The organism is Thiomicrospira microaerophila (assembly GCF_023278225.1).
Classification (GTDB): domain Bacteria; phylum Pseudomonadota; class Gammaproteobacteria; order Thiomicrospirales; family Thiomicrospiraceae; genus Thiomicrospira; species Thiomicrospira microaerophila_A.
The window spans coordinates 143,663-159,171 of sequence record NZ_CP070959.1; the positions used below are offsets into that span (position 1 = coordinate 143,663).

General features: G+C 43.8%; 12 protein-coding genes. 6 read left to right on the forward strand and 6 right to left on the reverse strand.

Annotation, left to right across the window (positions count from 1 at the left end):
- Positions 1–8: 8 nt before the first annotated feature.
- The 4 genes from JX580_RS00730 (at position 9) to JX580_RS00745 (ending at position 7,604) form a co-directional block, all read left to right on the forward strand.
- Entirely contained in the window at positions 9–2,219 is a 2,211-nt protein-coding gene (locus tag JX580_RS00730; protein ID WP_248850899.1) for a HAMP domain-containing methyl-accepting chemotaxis protein, read from the forward strand.
- Positions 2,219–2,773 carry a chemotaxis protein CheW gene (locus JX580_RS00735; RefSeq protein ID WP_248850900.1) on the forward strand — a complete coding sequence of 185 codons (555 nt, stop codon included), beginning with the start codon at positions 2,219–2,221 and terminating at the stop codon, positions 2,771–2,773. Before JX580_RS00730 ends, JX580_RS00735 begins: the two co-directional genes overlap by 1 nt.
- 206 nt (positions 2,774–2,979) lie before the next feature.
- A complete protein-coding gene (locus tag JX580_RS00740) occupies positions 2,980–5,214 on the forward strand; it encodes a methyl-accepting chemotaxis protein (RefSeq protein WP_248850901.1) in 2,235 nt (744 codons plus the stop codon).
- Between the two features lie 113 nt (positions 5,215–5,327).
- Positions 5,328–7,604: a HAMP domain-containing methyl-accepting chemotaxis protein gene (locus tag JX580_RS00745; RefSeq protein WP_248850902.1), complete on the forward strand. Its 2,277-nt coding sequence runs from the start codon at positions 5,328–5,330 to the stop codon at positions 7,602–7,604.
- 20 nt (positions 7,605–7,624) lie between these two features.
- Here JX580_RS00745 and JX580_RS00750 read toward each other — a convergent pair whose 3' ends face one another.
- Together JX580_RS00750 and ppnN are read right to left on the reverse strand one after the other, a co-directional pair.
- The gene (locus JX580_RS00750; RefSeq protein WP_248850903.1) at positions 7,625–8,839 is read right to left on the reverse strand and encodes a DEAD/DEAH box helicase; all 1,215 of its coding nucleotides are present in this window, start codon (positions 8,837–8,839) and stop codon (positions 7,625–7,627) included.
- Positions 8,840–8,849: 10 nt separating this feature from the next.
- Entirely contained in the window at positions 8,850–10,217 is a 1,368-nt protein-coding gene (gene ppnN / locus JX580_RS00755) for a nucleotide 5'-monophosphate nucleosidase PpnN (protein ID WP_248850904.1), read from the reverse strand.
- Between the two features lie 123 nt (positions 10,218–10,340).
- On the opposite strand from ppnN, the gene JX580_RS00760 reads away from it, so the two are divergent.
- Positions 10,341–11,270 (forward strand): DnaJ C-terminal domain-containing protein, encoded by a 930-nt coding sequence (locus tag JX580_RS00760; RefSeq protein WP_248850905.1) that lies wholly within the window; start codon positions 10,341–10,343, stop codon positions 11,268–11,270.
- A 14-nt stretch (positions 11,271–11,284) separates the two neighbouring features.
- On the opposite strand, the gene JX580_RS00765 is transcribed toward JX580_RS00760, so the two are convergent.
- Complete coding sequence (locus JX580_RS00765; RefSeq protein ID WP_248850906.1) at positions 11,285–13,036, reverse strand: DUF4231 domain-containing protein; 1,752 nt, start codon at positions 13,034–13,036, stop codon at positions 11,285–11,287.
- Between the two features lie 217 nt (positions 13,037–13,253).
- Between JX580_RS00765 and JX580_RS00770 the strand changes: the two genes are divergently transcribed.
- Entirely contained in the window at positions 13,254–13,469 is a 216-nt protein-coding gene (locus tag JX580_RS00770; protein WP_248850907.1) for a hypothetical protein, read from the forward strand.
- A 62-nt stretch (positions 13,470–13,531) separates the two neighbouring features.
- On the opposite strand, the gene hisI is transcribed toward JX580_RS00770, so the two are convergent.
- The 3 genes from hisI to JX580_RS00785 all read right to left on the reverse strand — a co-directional run bounded on the left by hisI (position 13,532) and on the right by JX580_RS00785 (position 15,507).
- A complete protein-coding gene (gene hisI / locus JX580_RS00775) occupies positions 13,532–13,969 on the reverse strand; it encodes a phosphoribosyl-AMP cyclohydrolase (protein ID WP_248850908.1) in 438 nt (145 codons plus the stop codon).
- A 10-nt stretch (positions 13,970–13,979) separates the two neighbouring features.
- Positions 13,980–15,059 carry a 3'-5' exonuclease gene (locus JX580_RS00780; protein WP_248850909.1) on the reverse strand — a complete coding sequence of 360 codons (1,080 nt, stop codon included), beginning with the start codon at positions 15,057–15,059 and terminating at the stop codon, positions 13,980–13,982.
- 112 nt (positions 15,060–15,171) lie between these two features.
- Positions 15,172–15,507, reverse strand: coding sequence for a Na+/H+ antiporter subunit G (locus tag JX580_RS00785; protein ID WP_248850910.1), 336 nt, complete (start codon positions 15,505–15,507; stop codon positions 15,172–15,174).
- Positions 15,508–15,509: the final 2 nt, after the last annotated feature.

Here is a 15,509-nt window from a genome sequence, read left to right on the forward strand (position 1 = left end):
GATAGGTTATGAGTATAAAAAACAGAATTGTGTTACTTGTGAGTGGATTGTTGTTGTTTGCTTTAATCGTTATGGTTGCTGGTTTGGTTCAAATGAAAGCCAATAATGCTACCTTGGATACCTTGTACGATGATCGGGTTGTGCCGTTAGAGACCTTAAAGAAGGTGGCCGATGACTATGCCGTCTATATTGTTGATGCCAATCACAAGCTTCGTAATGGCAATATTACTCCACAACAAGCCGATCAAGACATTACTCGAGTGAGAGCAGAAATCCGTGATCTATGGTCTGCTTACATGGCAACAACCCTAACCCCGAAAGAAGCGGAGTTGGCTAAACAAGCTCAAAACCTCATGCGACAAGCGGATAGTGCGATTGATGATTTACAACGTATGATTAAAGCGCAGGACATGCAGGGGATTACACAGTTTAGTATCCATCGACTCTATCCCGCTATTGATCCGATTACGGCGGTAATGAGCGAGCTGGTTAACTTGCAATTGGATGTTGCTGCTGAAATTAACCAAGCTGCTGAAGCGCAATACAATACCTTTTTTTGGTTAGCGATTGGTGTGTTTGGGCTGGTTTTTGTTCTGGCCATTTACCTGTCTTACCTAACTCTACGCGCCATTACGCTGCCGCTTAATGAATTGGTTAAGGTGTCCACGCATGTACAAAAAAATGGTGACTTATCGGCACGGGTGGGTGTTAAAAACATGGATGAGGTTGGGCTTGCAGCGGCTTCATTTAATGATCTTATGGATACCATGTCCGGCGCGATTCGAGGGGTAAACCGCGTTGTGGGTGCCATTGCGCAAAGTGATTATTCACAACGTATGACGCGTGATTATCCCGGAGATTTTGATAAATTAAAACAAGGCGTTAATGAGTCGGCTAATCAAGTGGCGTTTATGATGGGAGAACTGGCTAAGGTGATGCAGGGTTTACATCAAGGGCGTTTTGATATGAAGATGGATAACCGCGTGCCAAAGGCCTTTAGTGATCAGGTAGACAGTGCACTGGCCAGTATTAATGCTGTGATTGAAGACATTGATCGTGTTATGTCTCACATGAACGCCGGGCAATTTAGCTACCGAGTTCAGGCGGATGCACAAGGCAAGCTACTAGAAATGAAAAATAATGTTAACCAATCGATGGATTCGCTTGAAACGGCGATCCAAGAAATTACCGAGGTGGTGGTCGCTCAATCTAAAGGGGATCTGACTTTCAAAACACAGCGCGAGTATTATGGATCTCTTCAAACACTAACCCATGCGGTGAATCAAACCGCTGACCGTTTAGTCGAGGTTGTTTCCAAAGCGGTAGAAGCCTCGGCGATTGTAAATTCTGCTTCAGACGAGGTTTCTAAGGGGGCATTAGATCTAAGTCAGCGTGTTCAAGAGCAAGCCGCCGCATTAGAACAAACCTCGGCGACGATGGATCAAATGAATACCGCGGTGCAAAACAATACTCAAAATGCGAAACAGGCTACTCAAGTGGCGCGCGAAGTTGAAGGGCAAGCCAATCAGGGCTCAAAAGTAATGCAGCAGACGATTGAAGCGATGAATGCGATTCAAGAGTCAAGTCACAAGATTTCTGATATTGTTAGCCTGATCGATGGTATTGCATTCCAAACTAATTTACTTGCGCTTAACGCAGCGGTGGAAGCCGCACGTGCCGGTGAGCATGGCCGAGGTTTTGCAGTGGTGGCTGGTGAGGTGCGTGCTTTGGCGCAAAAGTCTGCTGAGGCGGCAAAAGAGATCTCAGCATTAATTGGAGAAAGTGTGAATCGGATTGATCAGGGTACCAAGTTGGCCGATGAGTCGGGCAAAATGCTCGGTGCCATAACCGGATCCATTAAAGATGTGACTCAAATGATTGCTCAGATTGCCCAAGCCTCGCAAGAGCAAGCGGAGGGTGTGAATCAGGTTCATAAAGCAATTACCAGTATCGATCAAGTGACCCAACAGAACGCAGCCTTGGTTGAAGAAACGTCTGCAGCAGCCGAAAGCATGAGCGAGCAGGCGAAGGTGTTAAGCGCTGATATGGCCTTTTTTAAAACAGGCCAACAGCCGGGTGCTTCTTCCCTTCGACAAGCCCCTATCGGACTCACTCAAACAGTGAATAAAAAAGCCGCATTAAAAACAACAAAAACCGCTGGTTTACCCTCACCAAAATCAGCTAGAATGGAAACATCAGATGAGTGGAGCGAGTTCTAATGGAAGCACAAGATAGCAAGAGCAATACCTCAAATATTAGATTACATGCTGATCAGGATCAGTACCTAACCTTTACCCTGGGTGCAGAGACCTATGGTATAGATATTTTACGAGTTCAAGAAATTCGAGGTTGGGAAGCACCAACGAGTCTGCCTAATATGCCTCACTATGTTAAAGGGGTGATTAACATGCGTGGAGCTGTGGTGCCTATCGTGGACATGCGAGAGCGTTTTAATATTGGTGAGCCAGTTTATAATGAAAGCACGGTCGTGATTATCACTCATATTAATCATCATGCAGAGGGCGCGGATCACTCGACGCAAAAAACCATCGGCCTCGTGGTTGATGGTGTTTCTGATGTTCATGATGTAAACCTAGAAGAGCTGCAGGGTGCGCCTTCTTTTGGCGAGGGTAACCGTGTTAGTGAAGAGTATGTTCGTGGACTTGCAACCCTTGATAAGATTATGGTCATTATTTTAAATATTGATCTTTTAGCCAATCAAGGCTTATTTCAGGAAGTCCAAGCTTTTAAGCCGGGGGCAAGCAAGCATTAAACTACTGCTCCTAGTCAATTTTAATTAGAACCCACTATTGTGGGTTTTTTATTATTTATATCTATGGGTTAATCAGAATAATCAATATCCTGCTTTGTAAAAAACGTATAAAATGTAAGATTAATATTTTGAGATTTGTTGTTTGAATTTATAAAATTTTTACTTCGAATTGCTCACTTTGAATCTTTATCTAAGTTGGGGTCTCCATGTCTATTACATTCAAGCTAAGGCTTTTATCGCTTGCGTCCTTGATTTCATTGATCATTATTGCGCTTATTGGGTTTATGGGGATGGATCGGACCAGTAAAAATATGATTGATATTGAAGATACGTCACAGATGCGTGTTTTATCGAATATCGATGGCCTACTATTAAGTAATCACAATCAATATCTATTGACCCTGCAACATGATCCGCATCATCCTGATATCGTTAAATTACACGATCACCCCACCGAAATGCATTTAGATAATATGAAGCGTTTTCATACTCAGTTGTTAAAGCGAACCGAGGAGTTTAACCTCTTCCCAGCAACCGAGGCTTTTCGTGCAGATGCTAAGCCTTATCAAGATTTGGTTAAACGTTATATTGAAGCAACTCAAACTGGGATAAGAATGTATGAAGCGGGAGAGTTTCATCGCGCAAATATTCATTTATTGGAGGTGATGAATCCGCTTTTGAATCAAACCTTAAAAGCAACGCGTGACTTTAGAACATCCCTTGTCGATTATTCGCAACAAGCAACAGATGATTCTATAGAATTTGCAGCATTCATGACCAAATTGATTTGGTTTATATCTATTGTTGCGCTACTTTTTATGATCGGTCTTTCATGGATGATTATTCGTAGTGTACGGGACGGGATTGCTGATACTGTTCAGCAAGTTGAGAAGGTCGCAGATGAAATGGTGTTTGATCTAAGACTACCTGCTCGTAGTGATGAGTTAAATGCGATTTCAGTCAGCTTAAATACCATGTTATCTAATATGAAGTCGGCTATTGATGAAAGTAATCAAGTCGTAGGTGCGATCGCACAAGGTGATTATACACAGCGCGTTACGGCTGATCTACGAGGAGATTTGAATAAGTTGAAAAGTGGCGTTAATGCTTCTGCAGACAATGTATCTTTTATGATGTCAGAGTTGGATAGGGTGATGCAGGCCCTTCATAATGGACAGTTTGATATCAAAATGGATGAGCGTGTGCCTAAAGCCTTTAGCCAAAATATTGAAGCGGCTTTAGACAGTATTAACCAGGTTGTCGGTGAGATTAATCGCGTGATGAGTAAAATGAATGGTGGTAAGTTCCGTCATCGCGTAACCGCCGAAGCTAATGGTCAGCTTGATGAAATGAAACAGAATATTAACGGTGCGATGGACTCGCTTGAAGGGGCGATGAAGGATATTACGCGCGTAGTGGTGGCACAATCTGAAGGCGATCTCACTCAGTCGATCACTAACGCCTATCATGGTGAGTTGCGTATTTTAACTGAAGCAGTTAATCAGACAGCTGAAAAATTGATCGATGTTTTGTCGTTTGCTATTGAAGCGGCCGATCAGGTCAACCATGCCGCACTTGAAGTTGCTCAAGGTTCGCTGGATCTTAGTGATCGTGTCCAACAGCAAGCCGCTGCGATTGAGCAAAGTTCGGCTACGATGGAGGAGTTTAGTGCAGCGGTACAGAATAACGCACAAAATGCTAGGGAAGCGACAGAGGTTGAAAAGCAAGTAGAGACTAAGGCACAACAAGCCTCATCCGTTATGGCACAGACGATTGAATCCATGTCGGCTATTCAAGCTTCAAGTCATAAAATTTCAGATATTGTTACTTTAATTGATGGCATTGCTTTCCAAACTAATCTTTTGGCCTTAAATGCTGCTGTTGAAGCCGCGCGTGCTGGCGAACACGGTCGTGGTTTTGCAGTGGTAGCCGGTGAGGTGCGTGCGCTTGCTCAACGCTCTGCTGAAGCAGCCAAGCAAATAACGGCATTAATTAACGAAAGCGTAACGCGTATTGATCAAGGAACAAAACTGGCGACAGAATCAGGTGCCGTGATTAACGAGATCACCCATGCGATTACCCGTGCAGCAGAAATGTCAGTACAAATTGCCCAGGCGTCTTCTGAGCAGGCAGAAGGAGTGACGCAACTCCAGGATGCGATCAGTCAGATTGATCAGGGTACTCAGCAAAATGCGGCTTTAGTTGAGCAAACTTCGGCAGCGGCTGAAAGCATGAGAGAGCAATCGAAGCTATTGACTGAACGAATTAGTTTTTTCAAAACAAACAGCTTGGCTAAAGCCCCCAAAGCTTTAAGTAACCAAGTCGGAGTCAAGGCTCCAGCATTTAAAAATCTTACTCAGCGCACAGCCACTCAATCTGCGGCTAGCCCAGAAAAAAAGCCGAGTTTGTCTAAAGCAGGTGAGGAATGGGCGGAGTTTTAGTTTCCTATAATCTTGCAGTCTCATTGAAACAACCCAGTGGTTGTATAAATTATATTGATTGGTTTAGTTCGTTTTGAAAAGCATATAATGATCTCCTTATAAAAGGAGGGGATATGGCCTGGTTTAATGATTTGAAAATTCGAACTAAGTTAATCTTGTTTGTTGTACTGATGTTAGTTGCACTGGCGTTTAGTGGTTTTAATGCAATTCGCGGTTTTATTCTCTGGTCATCAGGGATGCAAAACTTCTCCGAGGTCAGGTTGCCTAGTGTTGTTTCACTGGGGGTACTGAACACTGAGCGTATGGATATTCGTGCGCAAACGATAAGTGTGTTTCGTCATGATACGATTACCACTTCTCGTGAAGAATTACAAAAAATACAAACCGCCCGCGCTAATTCTTGGAAAGTAGTTGATGAATATTGGGCGGCCTTTGCTGCTATCCCCAAGCAATCTGAACAAGGCGCAAGAACTTTTGAGCGTTTACAAGCAGAATACCAGGCCTGGCGAGCCATTTATGTTGAATTAGATCGTCTTATTGCACAAATGGTTCAAGCTAACACCCAAGCAGAACTTGACCGTTTAATGCTGCAATATGATGAAACGGTAAAACGGATGGTGCCAATCTCCAATGCAATGGGACAGACATTTCATAATATAACTAAAATGAGTGAAAAAACGGGGCTTGAGCAGGCCGCTGAAGCCGTAGCGATCGCTAACGATAAAAAAGTAACGATGGGTGTGATCTTGTTTATCGCTATGTTGGCAGCAGTTTTAATCGGCTTGTTTATGATTCGTGCCATAACCCGACCACTTAACGATATGGTCTTCAGCTTGACCAAAATTGATCAAACCGGTGACTACGGTATTAAGATAGATCACGTTTCTAAAGATGAAGTCGGCGCAGCCGCTCAAGCTTTAAATAACTTGATGGCTAACCTGCAAAAAGCCTTAAATAACACCAATCAAGTGGTCGGTGCTTTATCTAAGGGGGATTTCAGTCAACGGATAGAAGGTAATTATGCAGGGGACTTGGCTCGTTTGCAGCAGGGTGTGAATGTCAGTTCCGATTCAATTTCTGAAACGATGAATCAATTATCTACAGTAATGAATGCCTTAAAAGCGGGTGAGTTTAAAGTTGAGGTCAATACGGATTTACCAGGTGATTTTGGTCGTATAATGCTTAGTGTTCAGGATTCGACTGAAGAATTGAACCAGGCAATTTCAGCGGTTATTCGTATCATGACGGGGATGAGTAAAGGGCAATTTGATGATCGGGTAAGGGCTGATTTAAAAGGCGACCTTGCAAAACTCAAGTCTATTGTTAATGAATCGATGGATGGAGTCAGTAGCGCAATTGAAGATATTACATCTATTTCAGTTTCACAATCTAAAGGCGATTTAACCCGCACGATTAGCGCGGATTATCCGGGTCAATTAGGCGTGTTGAAAGATGCGATTAATCAATCGGTAACACGTTTAAATGAAATCGTTTCCATTGCAGTTTCTGCTGCTGACTCAGTGAATCATGCCGCAATGGAAGTGGCACAAGGTTCGATGGACTTAAGCGATCGAGTGCAGAAGCAGGCTGCTGCGATTGAACAAAGTTCGGCAACCATGGAAGAGTTCAGTGCAGCAGTGCAAAATAATGCGCAAAATGCGACTGAAGCGACTGAAGTTGAAAAACAAGTTGAGGCCAAAGCGAGACAAGCTTCGAATGTAATGGCTCAAACGATTGAGGCAATGAGTGCGATTCAACAATCCAGTCATAAGATTTCAGATATAGTCAGTTTAATTGACGGTATTGCATTCCAAACCAATTTACTCGCGCTTAACGCAGCGGTTGAGGCCGCAAGGGCGGGAGAACACGGCCGTGGTTTTGCGGTGGTCGCCAGTGAGGTACGCGCATTAGCTCAGAAATCTGCAGAAGCAGCGAAAGAAATTACCGGACTGATCAATGAGAGTGTGACGCGTATAGATCAAGGCACTAAGTTGGCTACTGAATCAGGTGAGGTGATCACTGAAATAACTGGAGCGATTGAGCGAGCCTCAAGAATGTCGATTGAAATTTCTCATGCTTCGCAAGAGCAATCTGAAGGGGTTAAGCAGTTACAAACGGCTATTAGTTCGATTGATCAAGGGATTCAGCAGAATGCTGCGCTGGTTGAGCAAACTTCAGCAGCGGCTGAAAGTATGCGTGAGCAGGCCAGTCTATTAAGTCAGCAAATGAGTTTCTTTAAAACAGACAATAGTCAGGTAGCTAGATCTCATAACACACCTGCATTAGCAAAACCAGCGAGTCACCCATCGAGTATAAAATCACCAGTGAAAGCGGTAAGCAAGCCTTCAACGACCTTGAAGGCAAGCGATAATGAATGGGCAGAGTTTTGATATAAAAGAGGTTTAGTTATCTATTTTTTCTTTTTAGCGGCCTTTTTGGCCGCTTTTTTCTTATGGGTTTTTTTCTTTTCTTGCAGCTTGCTGGGCTTAAGTCGGGCTTCAAGTCCTTTGATTTTACTGACAGGGATTTTAGCTTGAAGGTGATATTGAATCCGCTCAAGGGTTCTGAGCTCATGCCCTTCTACCAAGCTAATGGCTAAGCCGACATTCTGTGCACGGCCTGTTCTACCAATACGGTGAATATAAATATCCCCGCGCAAAGGCAGGTCGTAGTTGACTACGTGAGTGATATTAAGCATATCCAGTCCACGTGCGGCCACATCCGTTGCCACCAGTGCTTGTATTTTGCCTTCTTTAAACTTGCCTATTTTTTCTAGGCGTTTGGCTTGAATAAAGTCGCCATGCAATACTTGGGCGCTGACTTCTTGAGCCTGCAACCACTCAGTGAGCGAAATCGCACGTTCTTTTTTGTTACAGAAAACAATGGCGCTTTTGCAGCTTGGATCTTGTAGTAACCTGAGCAAAAGTTGTTCTTTGTGTGCACGGTCATCGGCAAAATAAATCATTTGCTGCACTTGGCTCGACTGTTGATTTGCGGCATCAACCTGAATCACAGTGGGCTGATCGAGGGTCTTTTCCGCAAATTTGTGAATCCCAGTACCAGCCAGTGTTGCTGAAAACAGACCGGCTTGAAAGTTCCCCGGAATCGCATCTAACAGCGCATAGACATCGGGACCTTGCCCCATGTCAAGCATGCGATCCGCTTCATCAATAATCACCATCTCTAGTTGTTCAAGTTCAATCATTTCCTGTTCTAGCAAGTTTAACAAGCGTCCTGGTGTGGCAATTAAAATCTGAAAAGGTTGGCTTAGATGTTCAATTTGTTTGTCTTGTGCCAAGCCGCCAGTGATGACTAATGAACGTAAGGACATGTTTTGGCTTAATTCACGAACCACTTGGCGGATTTGTAGTGCCAATTCACGAGTTGGTGCTAACATTAGAATGCGTGGCAGTCGTGATTGGCTGGGGTTGTCAATTAAATGCTGTAGGGCGGGCAAAACAAAAGCCGCAGTTTTTCCTGTGCCAGTGGCCGCGCCTGCAAGGATGTCTTTGCCTGCCATCATCGCTGGAATAGCGGCTTGTTGAATGGGGGTGGGGCGATTAAAACCATGTTGATTTAAGGCGTCAAGAAGGAGTTCATCAAGTTCAAGTTCTGCGAATGTCATGGAGTAACCTTTAAATTATACGGTAGCTGGGAATATAGTTGTCGGCATCAATTTTCATGCGTTTTTGTTGGATCATAAAATCTAACAAGCGACCGAGTGCTTGCATGATTTGCGGATCACCTTTCAGCTCAAAGGGGCCATGCTGGGCAATAGCTCGTAAGCCTTCCGCTTTTACATTACCGGCAACGATGCCTGAAAAGGCACAGCGAAGCTGGGCAGCAAGTTGGTGCGCCGGTTGATTTTTAGTTAAATTGAGTGCGCGCATGGATGCATGAGTCGGCTCAAAAGGCATTTGTAGCTCAGGTTCAATATGCAGTTGCCAATTAAAGTAATAAGCATCACTGGTTTGTTTTCGATCCTCTTTCACTAGTTGCATACTCTGACGCATATAGCTGGCAACACTGGTTGCATCTCCCAGTATGATATTAAGTCTCTCCGCGGCTATTTCCCCTAAGGTAGCAGCTATAAAGTGCTTTACTTCGTCAAAATAGGCGTGACTGCCATGGTCACCAGTCAGCACAAGTGGATAGGGTAGGTTGGCATTTTTAGGGTCGAGCATAATGCTCAGAATGTAGAGGAGTTCTTCCAGGGTGCCAGGACCTCCGGGAAAGATGACAATACCGTGAGCCAGTCGAACAAAAGCTTCGAGTCGTTTTTCAATATCCGGGAGAATAACCAATTCATTCACTACCGTATTTGGCGCTTCAGCAGCAATAATCCCCGGCTCAGACAGACCAATATATCGACGGTTATTAAAGCGTTGATTGTGGTGGCCTGCTTCAGCGCCGCGCATGGGTCCTTTCATTACACCGGGGCCACAGCCTGTGCAAATGTTCAACCGACGTTCACCGAGTGAAATGCCTACATGACGAGAGTATTCATACTCTCGTCTGGAGACGGCATGCCCACCCCAGCAGGCCACGAGATTGGGTTCTTCATTGGTGCGAAGCACTTCGGCATTACGTAGGATGTGGAATACTGCATTAGTGATTCCCTTCGATGTTGTTAAATCAAAAAGTCCGGAGTCTATAATACTGTTACGCACATAAATCAGATCACGAACCACTGCAAATAGATGTTCGCGAAGCCCCTCAATCATTTCGCCATCGATAAATGCGGTTTCCGGTGGGTTGCAAAGTATTAATTCAATACCCCGACCGCGAGATTGTACTTTGATATCAAACTCGGGGTGCATTTCCAAGAGCTTTTCACCCGAGTCCAAATTGTTACCGGTATTTAAAACAGCTAAAGCACAACGCCTTAGCAGGTCATTAAGCCCTTTATCGGAGTGATCACAGAGTTGGTTGGCTTCCTGTTTCGATAGGATTTGTAATGCCCCATTTGGGCGAATGGTAATTTCGCAGTTTTTAACCGTCATGTTTTATCTTTTTAGTTTTCAATAGGGATATTATGCGTGTAAAAGGGGTTATTTAAAAGTAAACATTGAAAAAGCCATCACTAAACCCCATTAAGTTTTTAAAATTTTTAAGGATTGGATTAAATGGAATACAAAGATTATTACAAAATACTGGGTGTAGAGCGCACAGCCAGCGAAGCTGAAATCAAAAAAGCTTATCGTAAATTAGCGGCAAAATATCACCCGGATAAGCCAACCGGTGATGAATCTAAGTTTAAGGAAATTAGCGAAGCTTATGAAGTATTGAGTGACAAAGAAAAGCGAGCGATGTTTGATCAGTTTGGTTCAGGTTACCAAAATGGTCAGCATTTTGAACCGCCACCCGGGTTTGAGAGTATGTTTGGCGGTGGTCAAGCTGGGGGCTTTAGTGATTTCTTTGAATCCTTGTTTCGCGGGCAAGGCGGATTCGGAGGGCAGGGCTTTGGGGGCGGTTATGGCGGGCGTCAAGGCTTTCGCCAAAAAGGTGAAGATCAGGTCGTCAAGGTGCTTGTCAGTTTAGAAGAGGCGGTGAACGGTAACGAGCGCAACCTTAATTTACAAATTCCGCAAGCCGATCAGCAGGGGCGCGTGTTTCAGCGCAGTAAGCAAATTAAAGTAAAGATTCCGGCCGGCATTAAGCAAGGGCAGCGGATTCGCTTAACGGGTCAAGGTGCACCGGGTATCGGTGGCGGGGCAAACGGTGATTTGTATTTGGAAATCGATTTGCAAAGCCATCCACTTTATCGGGTTGAAGGTGACGATGTGTATTTGGATTTGCCTTTGACGCCTTGGGAAGCGGCATTAGGTACCAAAGTACAGATTCCGACCTTAAAAGGCAAGGTGAATATGTCAATACCGGCGGGCACTCAGTCGGGTTCAAAATTGCGGATTAAAGGCCGAGGTTTGGGTAAAACGCCGGGCGATCAATACATCGTGGCGCAAATCCATACTCCTTTAGCGCAGGATGCCGAAACCCAAGCCTTTTATCAAACCATGGCTGAGAAAATGCCATTTAATCCTCGTCCCCATTTTTAGACATTTCAGCATGCTCAAACAGGGATATCAATGCTCTGCTTTTGGATTAAATGTTGCCATTGTTTGATATTGTCAGACATTATTTTTTCACTTGAACTCGCTAGGGCATAAAGGCTAAGCCACTGGTGCCAGTCGTCATCACCTTCTTTTGCGCCTTCAATAAAACGTTTAAAGGCCTTTTCTGATTCATCAAGCTGTTGATAGAGCTGGGCTGATTGGCTTGCGATGCGTTGCATTTCAAGTTTGGTAAGAATGCCATGTAAGCTGGCCGCGACAGCAGGTAATGCAGCAGTGAACAGCAGTAACCAAATGTCATGGACAAAAAGGTGAATGCTTACTGCTATAAATGTGAATACAAAAAATATTTCAGTTGCTCGATGAAGGCGATGGTGGCCAAGGTGCTTTTGATGGTGATGGCGTTGGTGGTAAGTTTTTTGGTTGTCTATAACCCGTTGCATATGTTCAACCAGTGCGTGGTTGTGATAGGGTGGTGTGTAGATTTTTCCATCCTCACAGGGAAGTCCACTGGCCATTAGATATCTTTGAATAAGCCAAATCTCAGCCGATTTTAACATTAACTGATTGTTTTTTACTTGCCATTGTGCCGCTCTAAAAGGGTCAGGTACTACCATTAGCGGATATCCCATAATGCAGTAACGAAGCTGCTCTGCAATATAGCGATGGCGCATCCAGTTTTCATGAAGTTGTATTTTTCGTGCCCAATAAACACGATAAATAATGGTCGCTATCACAATGAGTTCGAAATAGGCAAGCCAGTGCAATTGCCAAACTTCTGCACTGACTGCCAATATTACGGCTAACGCAGCAAAACCATAGAGCATCCAAACATTGTAACGATAAGCATCGCCAGCTTTTTCGGCTTGTGTATTGTGAAAACTAAAGGCGTCGGTCAGCAGGGTTTTCGCTTGAATTTCTTTGTTGGTAGGTGATAGGTTCATCGGATTCTTAAAGTGATCAAATTTTTGTTTTATTTGAAACCAAAACCCTGTTTTAGCACTGCGTTCGGAGGTTTGTGTTCGGATCGAATTTTCTGTACCTAGTAGCTGATTTATTGATGATTGCTTCAGCGGATCAGGGTTTTCTTCAAGCAAAAACAACTGGGATAGGGTTGCTGCAAACGGTGTTTGTTCAAGGCTGCTAAATGTTTTGAAGTAGCTGAGTAGCCTTTCGGTTGTTTGGTTTTCGGCTTTTAGAATGAGTAGGTTTGCATTATCGAGCTGATTAAGTTTAAGCCAATGGAGTTCACCATTAGGGTCTAGCCATATTACCGGTTTTAAGCTTTGTGCCGCCTGCGAAATGAGTTCGAAGCCTGCTTTGCTTTCTTCTGAGTTTAAATCTGGTCGCCAAGCAATTAATAAAATATCAGCATAGTCGAGCATTAAACGATCTCTGGTCTGTTGTGGCGATGGCAGAAGCATTAACTCATCTTTACCGCGGCCTAGCGACACAATACGATCAATTTTTAGCCTATTTTCGTCCTTAACCAATTTTGTTAGTTGGCCAAATTTCTGACAGAGTAGTAGTTGAATTTTAAACTGATTCTGGTGGGCGAGTTCAACACTTAGCTGTTCAATGCCTTCTCTATACCCTGTAATCAGTTGAGGTTTGATCGATTCTGGCAAGCGTGTTTGTATCTGACGAAAGAGTGCTTGCCATTTTAATTCAATTTCTGGGTAATTGAGTTGCTCTGACCAATTGGCTGCACTCACCATAATGCTTAATGTTGATGGAAGGGTAAAGTTCATAGGCCTTGGCTGTTTTTTATGCAATGAGTTGAGAGTTTATCGATTAATCACTCGCTAAGCCAGTATTCAAGTTGTTTTTCATTGCTATATTAGCATATTATTATTTTCTAATATTTTTTTAGCTGATGTGTTGATAAATTTATTCTATGTGCTATTCTATACATGAATTGAACAGAAGAGCTTAGTCTCTGATCTTATTTAAATTAAGGAGTTAGTTATGAAAAAGACAAGTTTAGTATTAGCGTCAATGATGTTTGCCGGTTTAGCAATGGCGAATCAAGAGCAACCTAACTGGGAATTCGGTTGTAAGCTAGATGCGCAAAAAGCAGCAACTGAAGAACAGGCTAAAGTGACTGTAGAAAACGTTAAACCAGAGCAAGAAAACACTTGGACTTTTGAGGCACGTGAATTGCCTTTGGTCTCTATGCGTTAATCTTCGAGTTTCGCAGTCTCCTAAAAGCAAAAGCCCGGATTTCCGGGCTTTTTTTATATGCGCTAGTGTGAATGCTTGTAGAGTTCGGCAGGGTCAATCAGTGGGTCAGATAAGGTTTCAATTTTATCGCCCTTAATGCCGTTATAAAAGCAGTTAGAGCGTCCTGTATGGCAGGCCGGGCCGGTTTGGTCAACCTGAAGTAATAAGGTATCACCATCACAATCAAGTCGTGCTTCTTTCAGCTGTTGAATTTGACCTGACGCCTCGCCTTTGCGCCAAAAACTTTGGCGTGAGCGTGACCAGTAACAGACGCGTCCGGTGGTTAGGGTTTCTTCTAATGCGGTTAAATTCATATAAGCCAACATCAGGACTTCACCTGTGTCATATTGTTGGGCAATCGCAGGCATTAAACCGTCTTGATCAAACTTAAGTTGATCTTTAAAGTCTGACCAATCAAACTGATCGCCTTTCTTGGCTTTTTCTAGGTCTAAAAAATTCATAACGGCTCCGTTATTTTCGTTTGGCATTCGCAAAAGCCTGGGCAAACAAGTTGTTGGTAACGGCTTTTTTGCTATCCACGACCGGTTTCTTTTCTTTCACCTGAGACTGACGCCCTTGTAGTAGCATCGCGCGCATCAGCTCAGCGGTCGCTTGCGCATCAACCAGCGCATCATGCGCATCACCAGGGAAGGGCTTGGCTAATACTTTTTCATAGGATGCGGTAAGTTTTGGTGTTTTCCAGAACCAATACATTTTTTCAGAATGCCAACGCATCGCGCCAACCAGCTCCTTACTCAGTTCCGCTACATCCAGCCAGTTGTTGTAGTCGAGTTCGAAATCCAACATTTTTTTGTTGGCTGAGTTTTGTAGATAGGCAAAATCACTTTCAGTACTATAGGCGAGGATGACATCAGCTTCACGTAACACGGCATGAATTTGATCCCAACACTGTGCAAATAAGGGCGCGCCCTGAACCATCTCGGTGGTGATATTGTGTTTTTCATTGTCAGGAATATCGTAGCCGGGGTTGATCAGTTGGTTCAGCACTTCGTTGCCATCAAAATCACAAATCGAAATTTGAATGACATCGGCTTCCGGATTGGTAGAAATGTCGGTGGCTTCAATATCAAGGCATAAAACGCGTTTGCCTTTTAATTCCTTATCGTGATTTTTAAGTTTGAATAAAGCATCATTGCGATTTTCTTGAATAAGGCTAATCACCTCCGATGCAGTAAACTCGCTGATTAACGATTCAACCGCTAATTGCGCTTTGTTGGCTGATTTTCTGAGTGCTTCACGCACGTTTTCATCATCGGATGCGCGTTCAATGAACTGATCGAGTGTGAGTACCTCTTCATTGACCAGCAAAAGATCAAGCGTCGCATGGGCAATTTTTTTGGTGTCATAATCATAAGCTTCAAGCGGGGGGATGCGTAAGCCTGCGGTAATTAAAGACTTTTCACCCTTGGCCGGTGAGGCAACCAGCTGAACCCCTTTGATGTCTAGTCCATCGGAAGCGGCGACGGCGACAATATATTCTTTAATGGGTTGATTGCGTTTATCAAATAGGATTAGTTGGGCTTGGCTCATGGGAAAGGTTTCTAGCTAATTTAAAAAAAGCCCATTTTAGCAGTTAAACTGGGCTTTGTCGTTGGTTAAAACCGATGATTTAATAACCAGGCCTGGTTATTAAATCGGTGTTTTAGGGTGTTTCGTCGGCTTGATAAGGCGTGTTTTTAGTGCGCTCTAGTTGCTTTAATTTAATGTGAATCGCGGCTTTGGCCATTAGGTGTGCGCTGACCGGGGCGGTGATAAACAAAAATACCGTGACCAATATTTCATGTAAGCTGATTTCACCGGGTTTAAAGCTGAAATAAAGCACGGAGGCAATCAAAATAGCACCGACACCTAAGGTAGTGGCTTTGGTCGGCCCGTGTAAACGCATATAAAAATCAGGCAGCTTATACAGGCCGATTGAACCGACCAGCGTGAAAAACGCGCCTACTAGTATTAATATTGAAAGGATGATTTCTAACATAA

Bases quoted from the DNA above. Each gene is read 5' to 3' on its own strand.
- JX580_RS00730 (WP_248850899.1), top strand. From the start codon at position 9: ATGAGTATAAAAAACAGAATTGTGTTACTTGTGAGTGGATTGTTGTTG.
- JX580_RS00735 (WP_248850900.1), top strand. From the start codon at position 2,219: ATGGAAGCACAAGATAGCAAGAGCAATACCTCAAATATTAGATTACAT.
- JX580_RS00740 (WP_248850901.1), top strand. From the start codon at position 2,980: ATGTCTATTACATTCAAGCTAAGGCTTTTATCGCTTGCGTCCTTGATT.
- JX580_RS00745 (WP_248850902.1), top strand. From the start codon at position 5,328: ATGGCCTGGTTTAATGATTTGAAAATTCGAACTAAGTTAATCTTGTTT.
- JX580_RS00750 (WP_248850903.1), bottom strand. From the start codon at position 8,839: ATGACATTCGCAGAACTTGAACTTGATGAACTCCTTCTTGACGCCTTA.
- ppnN (WP_248850904.1), bottom strand. From the start codon at position 10,217: ATGACGGTTAAAAACTGCGAAATTACCATTCGCCCAAATGGGGCATTA.
- JX580_RS00760 (WP_248850905.1), top strand. From the start codon at position 10,341: ATGGAATACAAAGATTATTACAAAATACTGGGTGTAGAGCGCACAGCC.
- JX580_RS00765 (WP_248850906.1), bottom strand. From the start codon at position 13,036: ATGAACTTTACCCTTCCATCAACATTAAGCATTATGGTGAGTGCAGCC.
- JX580_RS00770 (WP_248850907.1), top strand. From the start codon at position 13,254: ATGAAAAAGACAAGTTTAGTATTAGCGTCAATGATGTTTGCCGGTTTA.
- hisI (WP_248850908.1), bottom strand. From the start codon at position 13,969: ATGAATTTTTTAGACCTAGAAAAAGCCAAGAAAGGCGATCAGTTTGAT.
- JX580_RS00780 (WP_248850909.1), bottom strand. From the start codon at position 15,059: ATGAGCCAAGCCCAACTAATCCTATTTGATAAACGCAATCAACCCATT.
- JX580_RS00785 (WP_248850910.1), bottom strand. From the start codon at position 15,507: ATGTTAGAAATCATCCTTTCAATATTAATACTAGTAGGCGCGTTTTTC.